This is a genomic window from Microbacterium sp. SCPM-O-B-15248 (M128), assembly GCF_058214835.1.
The window spans coordinates 45396-60467 of sequence record NZ_JBYQLI010000009.1 but is presented as its reverse complement, the minus strand read 5'-3'; the positions used below and the strand labels follow the sequence as shown (position 1 = coordinate 60467).

The window sequence follows — 15072 nt, the reverse complement described above, 5'->3', positions numbered from 1 at the left end:
CCCGGGAGAGGACAATGACGACATCACACCCCCGACGACCACGAGCAGCCTGGCTGCTCCTGGTGCCGGCGCTGGCCCTTCTCGCGGGAGTGCTCCTCCTCCCCCTCGGGCAGAGCTTCGTCCGCAGCATCCAGACCCCACCCAGCGCAGGGGGGACGTGGACGCTGGACAGCTACGCGCACCTCTTCACCGACGGCGTGACCCTGACCGTACTCGGCCGAACCGCCGCCACGGCCTTCGTCGTGACCGTGGTCGCCTTCGCTCTGGGCTACCCCTATGCGTACCTGATGACCCGGGTGGGCGGAACGACGCGGGCCGTGATGCTCGTGATCGTCCTCATCCCCTTCTGGACCTCGGTCATGGCCCGCAACTTCGCGTGGCTGACGATCCTTCAGCGCGGTGGACCGGTCAGCACCGCCCTTTCATGGATCGGGCTGGGCGACGTCCAGCTCGTGGGATCCCCCATCGGTGTGACCATCGCGATGAGCCAGGTCCTCCTCCCGTTCATGGTGCTGCCCCTGTTCTCTTCACTGGGGGGCATCGACCGTCGACTCCTCCTGGCTGCGCGCGGACTCGGGTCCACCCCGTTGGCCGCCTTCTGGAAGATCTACTGGCCGCTGTCGCGTGGCGGAGTGGTGGCAGGTCTCATCCTGGTGTTCACGTTGAGTCTCGGCTTCTACGTCACTCCCGCACTCCTGGGCTCGCCTCAGCAGTCGCTCATCGCGCAGCTTCTCGCACAGCGCACCACACAGTTGCTCGACTTCGCCGGCGCGAGTGCGCTGGGCATGCTCGTCCTCGTCGTCACGCTCGTACTGGTCTGGTGGGCCAACCGCGTGGGCGGAGCGGTGTCCGCGATCGGTGTCGTCGCTACCTCAGGGGGGACCCGGTCATGACCGCGGCAACCGCACAGAACGAACCCGCCGTCGAGACGGCGACGCTGACCGCGGGCCGGCCCGGGCGGCGTCGCCGCGATCGCTCCGTCGATCCGATCCCGTGGTGGCTCATCGTGATCGGCGTCGCCGTGGCGCTCTACTTCGTCCTGCCCACGATCTTCGTGATCCCGATGAGCTTCGGCGGTTCGGGCAGCTTCCAATTCCCCCCGCGGGAATGGTCGCTCGACCTCTATCGGAACTTCTTCACCAACCCGAAGTGGATCGGGTCGCTGGGCAACTCGCTTCTCGTGGCGGTGCTGGCTTCGCTCCTGGCGACCGTGGTGGGAACCGCGGCCGCGGTCGGGCTGTACGCCCTGTCCGGACGCCTGGCCCAGTTCCTCCGCACCCTGCTGATGGTGTCGATGGTCACACCGGCGATCGTCGTGGCAGTCGCCGTGTACATCAGCTTCCTGCAGTGGCACCTGGTCGGGTCGGTCTGGGGGTACGTCCTCGCCCACGCCGCTCTCGGCGTTCCGTTCGTGCTGGTCTCGGTGACGAGCTCGCTCGGAGGGTTCGATGCAAGGCTGCTGCGCGCTTCGGCTTCCCTGGGCGCATCGCCCGCGCGGACCTTCCTCCGCATCACGCTGCCCCTGATCGGGCGCGGAGTGCTCACGGGGGCGATCTTCGCCTTCGTCACGAGCCTGGACGAGGTCGTGATCGCCCTGTTCCTGCGCTCCCCCACGTTCCAGACCCTGCCCGTGCAGATGTACACCGCCGTCACCGTCGAAGTCGATCCGACCATCGCGGCCTCGTCGAGCCTCGTCGTGGTCACGGTGACCCTGCTGCTGCTCGTGCCCCTCTTCGTCCGTCGAACGCGGCGTCGCTAAGCCGCCCAGAAGGAGTCACCGATGACCATTCAGAGCCGCACCGCCCCCGCGCCGACGCGGACCCGGCGGGGCACCGAGATCCGCCTACAGGACGTCACGAAGCAGTACGGGGCCCACCAACCCGCCGTCGACGCCATCTCGCTCACGATCGCTCCGGGCGAATTCATGACACTGCTCGGACCATCCGGCTCGGGCAAGACGACGACGCTCAACCTCATCGCCGGTTTCGAAACACTCACCAGCGGGGCGATCTCGCTGAACGGAGCCGACGTCGGGGCCCTGCCGCCGCACCGACGGGATCTGGGGATGCTGTTCCAGAGCTACGCGCTCTTCCCCCACATGACCGTCGCGCAGAACGTGGCGTACCCGCTGCGCGAACGACGGATGCCGCGGGACGTGATCGCCGAGAAGGTCGCCGCGGTCCTCGAGCTCGTGCAACTCACCGGGCGGGACGACGACTATCCGCAGCAGCTGTCGGGGGGACAGCAGCAGCGCGTCGCACTCGCGCGCGCGATCGTCTTCGACCCCAAAGCGCTGCTGCTGGACGAACCGCTCGGAGCCCTCGACCGCAATCTGCGCGGCGCGTTGCAGACCGAGATCCGTCGCATCCACCGGGAGGTGGGGTCGACCTTCGTCTTCGTCACCCACGACCAAGAGGAAGCGATGAACCTCTCGGACCGCATCGCGCTGTTCAACGCCGGTCACATCGAACAGGTCGGTACGCCCGAGCAGCTCTATCGCGAGCCGGAGACGCTCTTCACCGCGCGCTTCCTGGGCGATTCGAACGTCTTCCCCCTCGAGGGCGGTGTCGGCGACGGTACGACCGGATGGGAAGGACACACGTGGCACGTCGACCCCGCGTCCGTGTCCCGCCATCGCGGGGTCCGCTCGCGGGCCGCGGTGATCGTCCGCCCCGAGGACGTCCGCCTGGCGCGTACGCCGGACCAGATCCCCGAAGGCGCCAACCGCGCGCCCGCTCGAGTGACCGACGTCGAGTACATGGGCTCGTATCGCACCGCGATGCTGGCGTTCGGCTCGGGCGAGGCGAGGGGTCGTGCACGCCTCGACGCCGTCGAGGCCACCGTCTCTCCCGGCGACGACGTCATCGCCTGCTGGCGCCCCGAGCGGCAGCGCGTCGTCGCCGTCTAGACCTCGCGGCCGCACAGCGTCCGCGACCCATCGACGGCTGGGACTCCGTCGACAACTCCCGAAACCGTTTCGGGCACGCAGCAGTACATACGAATCGGAGGTGGACAGCGATGTCCCAGACCACAACCATCCGCCGGCGCAGCACCGTCACCGCGGTCGGCGTCCTGACGGCGATCGGCCTGCTCGCCGGCTGCGCCGGCTCGTCGGCACCGACGGAGCCCGGCGCGGACGCGCCCGTCACCATCACCTACGTCGGCTACGGCGGCGCGGGACAGGATGCGCAGATCGAGGCGTGGCAGAAGCCCTACACGGAGGCGCACCCGAACGTCACCTTCGTCAATACGTCGCCGCCGGACGTCGCGCAGGTCAAGGCCCAGGTCGACGTCGGAGCCGTGCAGTGGGACGTCGTCGCGACTGCCCCGTACGCCGCCGAGCAGAACTGCGACACGCTCTTCGAGCCCCTGGACATCACTCTCTCCGTTCCCGAGGCAGATCTGGCACCCGGTTCGATCGGCAAGTGCTACACGGCGAACTGGATCAACGCGACGCCGCTGGCGTATCGGACCGATGCCTTCCCCAACGGCGGGCCCAAGACCGTCGAGGACTTCTTCGACGTGGACAAGTTCCCGGGTACCCGAGGAATGGTCACCAATCTGCAGAACGGGATCCTCGAGTACGCCGCCATCGCCGGGGGCGCCGACCCCGAGAAGCTCTACCCGCTCGACGTCGACAAGGCTCTGGACGAGCTGGACACCATCCGGTCCTCGACGACCTTCGCCCCCAATGTCGGCGCGTTGCAGCAGGCCGTGTCGGCGGGACAGGTCGACATGTTCTTCCTTCCCGACTCCCGTATCGTGCCGCTCCTGCAGGAGGGGACCGATGTGACCGTCGTGTGGGACGTCACGGTCGCCTCGATCAATGCCTTCGCCGTCCCCAAGGGATCACCTCACAAGGCGGCGGCCGAACAGTTCCTCGCAAGCGTCATGGAGCCGGGCCCGGTGGCGAAGATCTCCGAGCTCCTCGGGGTCGCCCCGATCAACAAGGCCGCGCAACCGAAACTCGACGAGTTCACCTCCCAGGTCGAGGTGTACAACCCCGCCACCAACGCGGGGACCACCGTCCTCCAGGACATCCCCTGGTACACGAAGAACTTCAACGACGCGTCCACGAAGCTCACCAACTGGCTCGCGGGCTGACCGATGAGCGAAACGCCCCCCGCCGGACGGGGATCCCGGCTCGGCGGGGGGCCCCGCCCCGCGTACGACGACCTCCCGGACGGCACGAGCTGGGCCCACTTCGGTCCCGAGGACGAACTCGGCACCACCAACTTCCTCTCCCCCGATCGCGCCGCCGCCGCTGCGCAGCTCGTGCGCACGGGCCGCTGGTTCGGGCTCGACTACCCGATCGACGCGTTCGAGCCCTACCCGACGGGGACGCGCCGGCCGATCGAGCATCATGTGTTCTCCAACAACGAGTTCCATCGGGACGACTGGGTGGATTCCTTCTACCTGCAGTCGTCGTCGCAGCTCGACGCTCTCCGCCACATCGGCCAGCCGGGCCGGGGCTTCTACGGGGGACTCGCCCCGGAGCACAACACCGGCGATTCGACGGCACTCGGCATCCACACGTATGCCGACGCGGGGATCGTCGGCCGCGGTGTCCTGCTGGACGTGCCGAGGTATTTCGCCGCCGAGGGCCGCTCCTACAGCAGCGACAGCACGATCGCGCTCGATGCGCCGCTGCTCGACGAGATCGCGCGCTCCCAGGGGGTGACCTTCGCGGGGGGTGATCTGCTGCTCCTGCGGACCGGATGGGCAGAGACCTACCTCGCGAAGAGCCCCGCGCAACGAGCGACCGCGCCGTGGCGACTCAGCCCGGGTCTCGCGCAGAAGAGGAGCGTGCTCCGCTGGCTGTGGGACAACGAGATCGCCCTGGTCGCAGCCGACAACCTCGCCGTCGAGGCCGACCCGGTGATCGAGAGCGACTTCCGCTCCGCAGACGATCGGCCGCCCGAGCGCGGCGTCGACCACGCGGGCATGCTGCACCGGCCGCTCATCGCCCTACTCGGAATGGCCATGGGGGAGCTCTGGCGACTCGACGAGCTCGCCGCGGACTGCGCAGCAGACGGCCGATACGAATTCCTCCTGACCGTGAAGCCGCTCCATCTCGTCGGCGGCGTCGGCTCACCACCGAATGCGATCGCCATCAAGTGATGCGGATGATTGACTTGGCCCATGCGCAGCAGCACCACCCCGAATGCGGATGATCGAGGACCGATCCAGTCGATCGACCGCGCCGCGGCAGTGCTCGCCCTCTTCGACGAGAACACCCACGCCCTCACTCCCGCACTCGTCGCCGACCGCCTCGGGCTGAACCGTTCGACCGCTCATCGCTATTTGCACGCGCTGCAGACGGCGGGGTTTCTCTCCGCGGGAAATGGGCTGGGGCCGCTCGTGGACCAGCTCGCGGCCCTGGTCTCCACCCGGCAGCAGCTGGTCACTCTCGCGCCGCCCGTGCTGCGCCGGCTCTCCGACCGCGCCGGCCTGACAGCGGTGCTCAGCCTGCCGGGGCGAGGCGGGGCGATCGCCACACTCGTCGAAGAGGCCCCCGACGACACCATCCTGCTCACCGTGCGCCCGGGCACCGTGCTCGAACCCCGCGCCGCACAATCCCGCATCCTCCTCGCGTACCAGACCGACCCGAACGCCGTCGCGCGCGCGCTCGCAGCTTTGCCCCCCGCCGAGGCCCGAACGGAACAGGCCGAGCTCGCCAAGGCACGCCGGGACGGGCTGGCGTGGGCCGATCTGCGGCGCCCCGGGCTGGAGTCGGTGGCCGTACCCGTGTTCGGCGGTGGCCATGACGCCGTGGCCGCGATCGGCCTCATCGGCACGACCGCGCTCCTCGTCGGCGACGAAGCAGCTCCGAGAATCGACGCCCTCCGTGCCGCCGGAGAGGAATTGAGTTCTCTGCTCGCCCCCTGAGTCCGTGCGCATCCGATTCGTGGCGCACGGTGCTCACTCTGTTCCTCGACGCGGCGCGTTCGCCGGGCTCTCGCGTCGTGGGGTCGCGACCGACGCCCGTATGAAGCCCCTGCTCTACTCGGCGGCGTCCGCAACCTTCGCGACGGGTACGAGATCGGCCGTGTGGTAGGCGAAGACCAACCGGGCGGGCACGCTTCCTGCCAGCACCTCGTCGACCGAGCGGTTGACGTCCGCGAGGTCGCGGGTCTCAGTGATCACGCGGGTGCGTCCGAGCGCGTGCAGGGCGAACACCTCGGCGAGATCCTGACGGGTACCCACGATCGAGCCGATGATGCTGATGCCCTTGAGCACGGTGTCGAAGATCGGGACGGTCAGTTCGCCGCCCGCAGGCAGCGACACCAGCACGAGTCGCCCTCCGCGGTTGAGCGAGTCGAACGCCTGCCGGAACACCGCGGGAGCGACGGCCAGAACGATCACGGCATCCGCTCCTCCGTACTGCCGGATCGCCTCCACCGGATCCGTGGTGAGTGCGTTCACCACGTGATCCGCCCCCAGTTCGGAGGCGAGCCGCAGCTTGTCTTCGGTCACGTCGACGGCGATCACCTTCGCCCCCACGAGACGCGCGTACTGCACGGCCAGGTGACCGAGCCCGCCGACGCCGAACACCGCGACGGTCTCGCCCGGCGTGATCCGGGCGTTCTTGACGGCTGCGTACGTCGTGACGCCAGCGCAGGTCAAGGGCGCAGCGTCGAGAGGAGTCACACCGTCGGGCACCGGGACGGCGAAACGCGCGTCGGCGAGCATGTATTCGGCGTACGCCCCATCGACGCCGTAGCCGTTGTTGAACTGCTGCTCGCACAGGTTCTCCCGCCCGTCGACGCAGTAGCGGCACTCACCGCACGCGTGGCCGAGCCAGGGCATCGCGACGCGCTGCCCGACCGTGCGCGAGCTCACCCCGGCGCCGAGCTCCTCGATGATGCCGACGCCCTCGTGCCCGGGAACGAGCGGGAGACCGGGCTTGACCGGCCAGTCCCCGTTCATCGCGTGGATGTCGGTGTGGCACAGCCCGCAGGTCTCCAGCCGGACGAGCACCTGTCCCGGACCGGGGTGCGGGATCGGCCGCTCCTCCACTGCCGCGGGCGAACCGAACTCTTGGACGACTGCTACTCGCATGACCTCTCCTTCGATCGTGGCCTCCCTCGAGTCTTCGCGGTCGGGGACCCCGTCGGCGGGTCGAAGGTCCCGCCGGACGCGATCGGCCGGCGGCAGAGTGGGGCGTAGCCGACGAGCGGCACGAGCAGAGGAGCGATCATGAGCGAGACCATTGCGGTCGGTGTGACCGATGCATCGGGAGCCCGGAGGGCCCTCCAGTGGGCGATCGAGCGTGCGGTGGCACGACGGGAACGGCTGTTGCTGGTGTCCGTCGTGGGGTCCGGAAGAGGGGTCGGTGGCGAGGAGCCGCTCCTCGACCATGCGACGCAGGTGACCGAGGCGATGCTGGAGTCGGCGGCGGCGCAAGCGCGCTCGGCCGGGGCGACGACCGAGACACTGCTCGAGCGGGGCGATCCCGTCGCCCGGCTCCTCGATGTCTCGCAGCGGGTCGACCTGCTCGTCCTCGGCAGCGACTTCGCGCACGGCGGCTCTCACCTGCGCGGCGTGCGGGGCGTACGGATCACCGCCGCGGCGCACTGCCCGGTAGTCGTCGTTCCCGACGACGCCGGAGACGGACGCACCGGAGTCGTGGTGGGGGTCGACGGGTCGGAGTCGTCGGAGAAGGCCGTCGCTTTCGCCGCAGCGGAGGCGGATCGTCTCGACGAACCCCTGACCGCGGTGATGACGTGGTCGCCCGTTCCCGTGCCGTTCGAGATGGAGACCTATCCGCCGGGATATCTCGAGCGCATGCAGGACCTCACGGCGGAGGCTCTCGCGATCTCCCTCGCCGGGCTCCGGCAGGACTACCCCGACCTCACGGTGCACACCGTGGTCGAGTCCGGATATCCGGCGGCGGTCATCGCCCGCACGGCTCACCGCGCGCGGCTGCTCGTCGTCGGGAGCCACGGGCGCGGAGCGATCGCTCGCTTCCTCCTGGGCTCGACCAGCCAAGCGCTTCTGGATCAGTTGCCCACGGTCACCGCCGTCATCCGGTGAGCGCCTCGGCGATCCGCCGGCGAGGGCCCCACGCCCCGCCGGCGGATCCGTAGTCTTCCCGCGCCGGTCAGTCCTCGTTCAGCGGCGTGAAGCTCGGGATCGGGTGCGGGCGTCGCCCGGCAGGGGGAAGCGACTCGGCCGTCGGAACGATGATCCGCGCACGCATCGGCGCCTCCGATTCATCGCTGCCGCGCTCCGGGAATCGGCGCCCCGTCACGCTGCGCGGATGGAGTCGGATGACGTAGGGCTTGGGCGTCGGGCTCATCGAACGCAGATCGGTCTCTCTGCTGGTGCGGATCTCCGCGTCCGCATCGACCCGGGCCGCTTCTCCGCGCAGCACGACGCTCCACCGTTCGTCGCCGTCCTGCCCATCGACTTCGAACGCGACCGTCGGGCGCGCCCGCAAGAAGCGCAGCTTCGCGTCGTTCGCGCTGCGGATGTAGAGGACGCCGTCGCGACTGGCGAAGTTCACCGGGTAGATCCGCGGCTCCCCGGCAGCGTCGATGAGCGCCAGTCGTCCCAGGCGCTGGGTCTCGAGCAGCCGCCAGCACTCGGAGGTGCTCAGGGTCGCGACGGATGAGGCGTCGGTCGGCTCGTGGCTCATGATGGCCCTCCTTCCTCGAGTACACCGCGGAAGGTGGCATCCGGGCGGGTCGAAGGTCCTGCTGTCCTGGTCAGCAGGCGAACTCGGTCGTAGATTGGACTCCGGAAGAGGGGGCCTCCGATGACGCGCGAAGACCACCTATCGTTTCCCGACGCACCTCGGGTGGAACTGGACGAAGCGATAGCGGAGCTGATCGCCCAGGCCGAGCGCGTGCGGTCTTCGCAGGGACGTCTGCGCGGGCTCTTGCGCGCCGTGGAGACAATGGTCGGCGAGATCGAGCTGCCCGTCGTCCTGCGGCGTGTCGTGGAGGCAGCGGTCGAGCTGGTCGATGCCGAGTTCGGCGCACTCGGCGTCATCGGAGCCGATCGGTCCTCCCTCGATCAGTTCATCCACGTCGGGCTCGCTGCGGGGGACGCTGCAGCCATCGGTCATCTTCCCCGCGGCCACGGCGTCCTCGGGGCGCTCATCGCGAATCCCAAGCCGATCAGGCTCGTGCATCTCGACGCCGATCCGCGCGCCGCGGGATTCCCGAGCCACCATCCGCGGATGGACTCGTTCCTCGGGGTGCCGATCACGGTTCGCGGCGACGTGTTCGGCAACATCTATCTGACCAATGCGCGTCGGGGGTCCTTCTCCGCCGAGGACGAGGAGCTGCTCCGGGCCTTGGCGTCGACGGCGGGATTCGTCATCCAGAATGCGCGCCTCTTCGACGAAGCACGCACCCGCGCGGCGTGGATGACGGCGACGGCGGAGTTGTCCGCGGCCATCCTCTCGACCCCACCGGACAAGGTCTTCGACCTGATCGCGGGACGCGTCGTGGACCTGTCGGCGGGCACGCGGGTGACGATCGTCGTCCCCACCGACGAGGTCGAGGTGCTGCGCGTCGCCGCCGCCCGCGGGCCCCACGAACTCGACCTGCTCGGCACGACGTCGATCGACTCCGGCAGCATCGCGGCGAGGGCGATGGAAGACGGCGGCGTCCGAGTCGCGACCGCGCCGCACGTGTCGAGCCGACCGGATCCGACCTTGCTCACCGTGGATCAGGAGACCGGACCGGCCATGGCCGCGCCGATGCGCGCGCGCCAGCGGACGTGGGGTGCGCTCACCGTCGCTCGCGCACCCGGCGAGCGCGAGTTCACCGCGCTCGAGCTGGAAGTGCTGGGCGATCTGTCCTCCCAGGCGAGCATCGCGCTGGAACTCTCGCGCGCGCGCAGCGAACAGCACAAAGCGATCCTCAGTGACGAGCGTGCGCGGATCGCACGGGATCTGCACGACCATGTCATCCAGCAGATCTTCGGATCGGGTCTCACTCTGCAGTCGGTGGCGCTCACTCTGGACGACCCCCGCGACCGGAGCCGCGTCGATCAGGTCATCGGCCAACTGGACGATGCGATCGCCCAGATCCGCACCGTGATCTTCGCGATCTCCACCCGAGACGGCAGTTCGCTTCGCCATCGACTCATCGATGTCGTCGCAGAGCTGTCGGGGGCGCTTCGCCGACCGCCCGCCCTGCGATTCGCCGGCCCTGTCGACAACACCATCACCGGGCCGCTGGCGGAGGATGTCGTGGGGGTGGCTCGCGAGCTCCTGTCCAACAGCGTGCGGCACGCGCGGGCGCACACCATCTCGCTCGATGTCGGCGTCACGGAGCGGGAGGTGTCGATCATCGTCACCGACGACGGCACGGGCATCCGCAGCGACCGCCGGAGCGGTCTTCACAACCTCGCCGAGCGCGCGGGCGCCCGCGGCGGTGCACTCACGCTCGATACAGGCCCGGACGGTACCCGCGTACAGTGGCGGGTCCCGCTCGACGGACACGACACGGAGGAGTCAGCGCCATGACGCGTGTTTTTCTCGTCGACGACCATGAGATCGTGCGGAGGGGGCTCGCCGACCTCATCGACGACGCCGCCGATCTGGAGGTGGTGGGCGAGGCGGGCACCGTCCGCCATGCGCTGGCCCGCATCGAAGCCGCTCGACCCGACGTGGCCGTCCTCGACGTCCGGTTGCCCGACGGCAGCGGAATCGACCTGTGCCGGCAGATCCGCTCGTCGATGCCCGAGGTCGCGTGCCTGATCCTCACGGCGTACGACGACGACGCCGCGACGTACGCCGCCGTCGTCGCGGGGGCGGCGGGGTACCTGCTGAAGGACATCGCCGCCATGCGCTTGCTCGAAGACATCCGCGCCGTCAGCGCGGGCCGCTCGCTAATGCGCACCGCCGCGGCCGCCCGCGCGGCGTCGAGCCTGCGCGAGCGCTCCCAAGACGAGGATCCGCGACTGGGCTCCCTCGGTCTCCGCGAACGTCAAGTGCTCGCCCTCATCGCGGACGGGCTGACCAACCGTCAGATCGGCGAACGACTCGGCCTCGCGGAGAAGACCGTCAAGAACTACGTGTCGTCGTTGCTGACGAAGCTGGGGATGGAATCGCGCACGCAGGCGGCCGTCTTCCGACTGGGGCACCCCGAGCTCTGACCGCGGGACCTTCTGCCCACCGTCCGCTCAGCGGCCCTCCTACGCTCGAGGCATCCGGAGGGAGTGAGGCCATGGAACGGGTGGTTCTGGGGTATGACGGCAGCCCCGCGTCGGATGCCGCGTTGGAGTGGGCCGCTTTCCGAGCCCGCTCCGAGCAGACAGAGGTCACGGTCATCCTGGTGACCAACATGTTCTCGTCCGACCGCAAAGAAGCGGACAGGGTCCTGGATGCCGCGGCCCGGCGGTGGCACAGCCTGGTTCCAGGCATCCCGGCGAATGTGACGCGCGTCGACGGGCTCATGCCCACCACCCTGACGAAGGCCGCGCGTGACGCGGACCTGCTCGTCCTCGGGGTTCATCCGGGATTCCGGATGCGGACGATACTCAACGGGTGGGCGCCCCTCCGCATGGCCGCCCGCTCCCGGATCCCCACGGCACTCGTTCCGGCCGAATGGTCCGCGAACGACGACCCCGTGACCGTCGGCGTGGATGACGATGACTCGTCGACGACGGCTCTCCTGTTCGCAGCCGAGACCGCCGTTCGGCTCCGTGTGCCGCTTCGCGTGATCCACTCCTGGCTCATGGGCAGTCCCGAAGGAGGCCGGCACTCCGCCGTGCGGCTGAGCCCGCACCAGGTCGCCGCGGAGCACGAGCGGATCCTGGAAGCCGCTGTCGCCCGCGTCCGCGAGCGGTATCCGGACGTCGCCGTCTCTGCGGAGCTGGTGAGGGACAACCCCACGTCGGCGCTGACCCGGGCCGCTGAGCGCAGCAGCACGATCGTCATCGGCACGCACGGGCGCGGCATCGTCGCGGGCGGATTCCTCGGATCCATCGGGTTGGATCTCGTCGGCGCCCTCCGCCGCCCGATCTGCGTCGTGCCGGGCGCCCGCCCGTCGATGTAGCACGGCGAATCGTGCTCGTACAGCAGGGGCGGCCGTCGCGCCGCGTCCGCGAAGAGAAGCGGCGGGTCAGCCGCGTTGCGCGCGTCGCGCCCGGGGCGGGGTCCGGATCAGCCCCGGGACGCAGGCCCGCGTGAGCACATCGGAGTCGATGAGCACCGCCGCCACCTGGACGAGCGCGATCACGAAGTAGACCGCTTGCAGGACCGAGAAGGGGATGTACATCATCTGCACGAAGATCCACACGAACATCACCAACCCGGCGACCGCGGACACGAGGGGTGCCCCTCTCGACGCGCGCAGCTGCATCACGGAGGCCAGTCCCTGAAGCCCTCCGAGGAACAGGACGAGCACGAGGCCGGGAACGAGATACGAGGAGAAGGGCGAACCCTCGAGGTAGTCCGCCGCCGGCTCCCACGTCGAGGCGAAGCCCGAGTCGAGAGCGCCGAGGACGAGGACCGTCCCGCCCGCGATCGCCGTCAGCGAGACCATCGCGTGCAGAACGACCAGCAGCCAGCGCACGGCGCGGTTCACCGTCCGGCGCCCTTCGCCGGAAACCCCGCCGAGGGTGCGACCACGATGGGGCACCCCGCGCGCCAGAGGATGTCCTGAGCGACGGACCCGAGGTACCCGCCGGCGAGAACCCCTTCGCGGTGGGTACCGATCACGATCATCGTCGCGGTCGGGGCGTGCTGCAGAAGAGCGTCGGCCGGGTGCGAGCGCACCAGATCCGATTCGACGTGCACACGCGGGAAGCGGCTCTGCACAGACCTCGTGGCGGCGTCGAGCGCGTCGCGATGCTCCTGAAGGAGCCGGTCCGGCCTCACCAGCAACGCCGCGGAGCCGTCGATCTCGGGCTCCGGCAGGTGCCAGGCGTGCACGATCCGCAACCGGCGCGACGTCTCATCCGCTTCCCTCGCCGCGAACGTCAGCGCCTCCTCCGACGACGAATCGTCGTCGAGGCCGACCGTGACACTGCCGTCTCGTGGCGCCCATCCGACGGGCACGATGCAGACGGGAGGCACGGTGCGCGCGATGACACGGACCGGAAGCCACCCGCGGAGTGCCGTCCGCAGCGGATGATCCGGGTCCACACCGATGACGAGGAGATCCCTGCCGGCGGACAGCTCGCCGAGCGTTCGTGCGACCCCGCCCTCGGCGGCATGGAACCGCACGTTCTGCTCCGGCGCGGCCGAGCGGAAGGACCGCTCCGCGTTCGCGAGAACGTCCTCGACGGACTGGCGGTGGGCCGTGGCATCCGACACCACGTGCACCACGTCGACATCGGCGGCGTGGGCCGTCGAGCGGTGCGCCACCCAGGCGAGCGCGGAACGTGCCGCGGCACTGTCATCCACGCCCACGACGATGTTCTCCATGGGAGCCTCCTCGAGCCGTGCCCTTGCTCCGCACTCTACGAGCGACCCGCGGACGGGTGCGGGTCGAAGGTCCCACCGGGCGATTGCCCGGTCCGGAGACACCACCTTGGCGGTCGTTCCGCCCGCGGTGTTGGCGGCGACCAGGAGTTCGGGCTGCACCCCGATCCGCTCCGCCGTGGCGACCTGAAGGGGGCCGAAGAGGGTGTTGTTGTTGACCACAATATTCTGATGAGCGGATGCCGACATGCCTCCGCACCTGCGCGGAATCCGCGGCCGTTCGCGCGACTCGAGACACCTCGCCAGGTGGCAGAACGAAGGCCCCGAGTCCCTGCATTTCTGCGGGATTCGGGGCCTTCGTGGTGGCGGTGACGGTGGGATTTGAACCCACGGTAGGGGGTTACCCTACACAACTTTTCGAGAGTTGCACCTTCGGCCGCTCGGACACGTCACCGCCGACCAGCTTACGACACTCGGCGGGATGCCGCGAATCGATGCGGGCAGAGGCCGTGGCATCCGGTCGTCCATCGTCGAAAGACCACCCTGGTCGAACCCCGGTGACGGTGCCAGGATCGAGACATGAGCGTGATCGAGAACTCCAAACTGACCGTCGTCGGCGCGGGGAGCGTCGGGGCCAGCGTCGCGTACGCTTCCCTCATCCGCGGCTCGGCCCGGCACGTCGCCCTGTACGACATCGCCGAGGCGAAGGTCGAAGCCGAGGTGCTCGATCTCGCCCACGGCACGCAATTCACCGGATCCAGCGACATCACCGGCGGCAGCGACGTCTCGGTCGCCGAAGGCTCGCACGTCGTCGTGATCACCGCCGGCGCGAAGCAGAACCCCGGCCAGACCCGCACCGAGTTGGCGGCGACGAACGCGGGCATCATCCGTCGCATGATGCCCGACCTGCTCGAGGTCGCCCCGAACGCGATCTACGTCATCGTCACGAACCCGTGCGACGTCCTCACCGTCCTCGCGCAAGAAGCCACCGGCCTGCCCACGCAGCGGATCTTCGCGTCGGGCACCGTGCTCGACACGTCACGGCTGCGCTGGAAGATCGCGCAGCGCGCGGGCGTGGCCACCTCGAGCGTGCATGCGTGGATCGTCGGCGAGCACGGCGACACGGAGTTCCCCCTGTGGTCGACCGCCACGATCGGGTCGGTTCCCATCACCGAATACGACCTCCCGGACGGCACGCGCTTCGACGAGGCCGAACTGGATGCCATCGCGGTCGACGTCCGCGACGCCGCCTACAAGGTCATTCGAGGGAAGGGCGCGACGAACTACGCGATCGGGCTCTCCAGCGCCCGCATCGTCGAGGCGATTCTCCGCGACGAGCACGCGATCCTCCCGGTCAGCACCGTGCTGCAGGACTTCCACGGCATCACCGGGATGGCGCTGTCGGTACCGTCCATCGTCAGCGCGAAGGGCGCGAGGCCGGTCGCCGGCACGCCGTTCTCCGAGCGGGAGTTGACGCTCCTCCGCCGCTCCGCCGACGCGCTCACGACCGTCGCCGACTCTCTCCGCGACTGAGCCCGGGCGGGTGCGGAGACCGCGCGATCAACGCTCGTCGTGGTGAGGAACGCCCTGACGCCGCGTGTCTCGACAGGAATGGCGTTTGTCGGGCACGGGCAGCACCGGATGCCACGACCCGGAGCCAGCGATGTCGGAGGCCCCGCGTAGCC

General features: G+C 69.4%; 15 protein-coding genes, 1 tRNA gene and 1 pseudogene. 11 read left to right on the top strand and 6 right to left on the bottom strand.

What is annotated here, in order from left to right; all coding sequences use genetic code 11:
• Positions 1-14 precede the first annotated feature (14 nt).
• From AC3E6M_RS14470 to AC3E6M_RS14445, 6 genes are all read left to right on the top strand, one after another.
• Complete coding sequence (locus tag AC3E6M_RS14470) at positions 15-893, top strand: ABC transporter permease (protein WP_490530337.1); 879 nt, start codon at positions 15-17, stop codon at positions 891-893.
• On the top strand, positions 890-1759 hold the full coding sequence (locus AC3E6M_RS14465) for an ABC transporter permease (protein WP_138173124.1): 870 nt from the start codon (positions 890-892) through the stop codon (positions 1757-1759). The genes AC3E6M_RS14470 and AC3E6M_RS14465 overlap by 4 nt, the downstream gene beginning before the upstream one ends.
• 21 nt (positions 1760-1780) lie before the next feature.
• Complete coding sequence (locus AC3E6M_RS14460; RefSeq protein ID WP_138173126.1) at positions 1781-2908, top strand: ABC transporter ATP-binding protein; 1128 nt, start codon at positions 1781-1783, stop codon at positions 2906-2908.
• 110 nt (positions 2909-3018) lie between these two features.
• Entirely contained in the window at positions 3019-4104 is a 1086-nt protein-coding gene (locus AC3E6M_RS14455; RefSeq protein WP_490530336.1) for an extracellular solute-binding protein, read from the top strand.
• A 3-nt stretch (positions 4105-4107) separates the two neighbouring features.
• The gene (locus AC3E6M_RS14450) at positions 4108-5121 is read left to right on the top strand and encodes a cyclase family protein (RefSeq protein ID WP_490530335.1); all 1014 of its coding nucleotides are present in this window, start codon (positions 4108-4110) and stop codon (positions 5119-5121) included.
• A 21-nt stretch (positions 5122-5142) separates the two neighbouring features.
• Positions 5143-5889, top strand: a complete 747-nt coding sequence (locus tag AC3E6M_RS14445) for an IclR family transcriptional regulator (RefSeq protein WP_138173132.1) — start codon at positions 5143-5145, stop codon at positions 5887-5889.
• 114 nt (positions 5890-6003) lie between these two features.
• On the opposite strand, the gene AC3E6M_RS14440 is transcribed toward AC3E6M_RS14445, so the two are convergent.
• Entirely contained in the window at positions 6004-7062 is a 1059-nt protein-coding gene (locus tag AC3E6M_RS14440; RefSeq protein WP_490530334.1) for a zinc-dependent alcohol dehydrogenase, read from the bottom strand.
• 138 nt (positions 7063-7200) lie between these two features.
• Here AC3E6M_RS14440 and AC3E6M_RS14435 point away from each other — a divergent pair, with 138 nt between their 5' ends.
• The gene (locus AC3E6M_RS14435; protein WP_138173136.1) at positions 7201-8037 is read left to right on the top strand and encodes a universal stress protein; all 837 of its coding nucleotides are present in this window, start codon (positions 7201-7203) and stop codon (positions 8035-8037) included.
• Positions 8038-8104: 67 nt separating this feature from the next.
• Here the strand turns inward: AC3E6M_RS14435 and AC3E6M_RS14430 are convergent, their stop codons facing one another.
• Positions 8105-8641: a pyridoxamine 5'-phosphate oxidase family protein gene (locus AC3E6M_RS14430; RefSeq protein WP_490530333.1), complete on the bottom strand. Its 537-nt coding sequence runs from the start codon at positions 8639-8641 to the stop codon at positions 8105-8107.
• Between the two features lie 162 nt (positions 8642-8803).
• On the opposite strand from AC3E6M_RS14430, the gene AC3E6M_RS14425 reads away from it, so the two are divergent.
• From AC3E6M_RS14425 to AC3E6M_RS14415, 3 genes are all read left to right on the top strand, one after another.
• On the top strand, positions 8804-10483 hold the full coding sequence (locus AC3E6M_RS14425; protein ID WP_490530332.1) for a sensor histidine kinase: 1680 nt from the start codon (positions 8804-8806) through the stop codon (positions 10481-10483).
• Complete coding sequence (locus AC3E6M_RS14420; RefSeq protein ID WP_490530331.1) at positions 10480-11115, top strand: response regulator; 636 nt, start codon at positions 10480-10482, stop codon at positions 11113-11115. Before AC3E6M_RS14425 ends, AC3E6M_RS14420 begins: the two co-directional genes overlap by 4 nt.
• A gap of 71 nt (positions 11116-11186) precedes the next feature.
• Entirely contained in the window at positions 11187-12017 is an 831-nt protein-coding gene (locus AC3E6M_RS14415; protein ID WP_490530330.1) for a universal stress protein, read from the top strand.
• Positions 12018-12083: 66 nt separating this feature from the next.
• Here AC3E6M_RS14415 and AC3E6M_RS14410 read toward each other — a convergent pair whose 3' ends face one another.
• The 4 genes and pseudogenes from AC3E6M_RS14410 to AC3E6M_RS14395 all read right to left on the bottom strand — a co-directional run bounded on the left by AC3E6M_RS14410 (position 12084) and on the right by AC3E6M_RS14395 (position 13841).
• Entirely contained in the window at positions 12084-12548 is a 465-nt protein-coding gene (locus AC3E6M_RS14410) for a hypothetical protein (protein WP_490530329.1), read from the bottom strand.
• A complete protein-coding gene (locus tag AC3E6M_RS14405; RefSeq protein WP_490530401.1) occupies positions 12545-13390 on the bottom strand; it encodes a universal stress protein in 846 nt (281 codons plus the stop codon). Before AC3E6M_RS14405 ends, AC3E6M_RS14410 begins: the two co-directional genes overlap by 4 nt.
• A gap of 93 nt (positions 13391-13483) precedes the next feature.
• Positions 13484-13609 (bottom strand): annotated as a pseudogene (locus AC3E6M_RS14400) (L-lactate permease); the annotation flags it as partial.
• 141 nt (positions 13610-13750) lie between these two features.
• Positions 13751-13841, bottom strand: a tRNA-Ser gene (locus AC3E6M_RS14395).
• A 125-nt stretch (positions 13842-13966) separates the two neighbouring features.
• Here AC3E6M_RS14395 and AC3E6M_RS14390 point away from each other — a divergent pair.
• Complete coding sequence (locus tag AC3E6M_RS14390) at positions 13967-14920, top strand: L-lactate dehydrogenase (RefSeq protein ID WP_490530328.1); 954 nt, start codon at positions 13967-13969, stop codon at positions 14918-14920.
• The last annotated feature ends 152 nt before the right edge of the window (positions 14921-15072 follow it).

Coding starts and splice junctions, on each gene's coding strand:
- AC3E6M_RS14390 (WP_490530328.1), top strand. CDS start 13,967: ATGAGCGTGATCGAGAACTCCAAACTGACCGTCGTCGGCGCGGGGAGC.
- AC3E6M_RS14445 (WP_138173132.1), top strand. CDS start 5,143: ATGCGCAGCAGCACCACCCCGAATGCGGATGATCGAGGACCGATCCAG.
- AC3E6M_RS14435 (WP_138173136.1), top strand. CDS start 7,201: ATGAGCGAGACCATTGCGGTCGGTGTGACCGATGCATCGGGAGCCCGG.
- AC3E6M_RS14460 (WP_138173126.1), top strand. CDS start 1,781: ATGACCATTCAGAGCCGCACCGCCCCCGCGCCGACGCGGACCCGGCGG.
- AC3E6M_RS14415 (WP_490530330.1), top strand. CDS start 11,187: ATGGAACGGGTGGTTCTGGGGTATGACGGCAGCCCCGCGTCGGATGCC.
- AC3E6M_RS14420 (WP_490530331.1), top strand. CDS start 10,480: ATGACGCGTGTTTTTCTCGTCGACGACCATGAGATCGTGCGGAGGGGG.
- AC3E6M_RS14470 (WP_490530337.1), top strand. CDS start 15: ATGACGACATCACACCCCCGACGACCACGAGCAGCCTGGCTGCTCCTG.
- AC3E6M_RS14430 (WP_490530333.1), bottom strand. CDS start 8,641: ATGAGCCACGAGCCGACCGACGCCTCATCCGTCGCGACCCTGAGCACC.
- AC3E6M_RS14405 (WP_490530401.1), bottom strand. CDS start 13,390: ATGGAGAACATCGTCGTGGGCGTGGATGACAGTGCCGCGGCACGTTCC.
- AC3E6M_RS14465 (WP_138173124.1), top strand. CDS start 890: ATGACCGCGGCAACCGCACAGAACGAACCCGCCGTCGAGACGGCGACG.
- AC3E6M_RS14455 (WP_490530336.1), top strand. CDS start 3,019: ATGTCCCAGACCACAACCATCCGCCGGCGCAGCACCGTCACCGCGGTC.
- AC3E6M_RS14450 (WP_490530335.1), top strand. CDS start 4,108: ATGAGCGAAACGCCCCCCGCCGGACGGGGATCCCGGCTCGGCGGGGGG.
- AC3E6M_RS14440 (WP_490530334.1), bottom strand. CDS start 7,062: ATGCGAGTAGCAGTCGTCCAAGAGTTCGGTTCGCCCGCGGCAGTGGAG.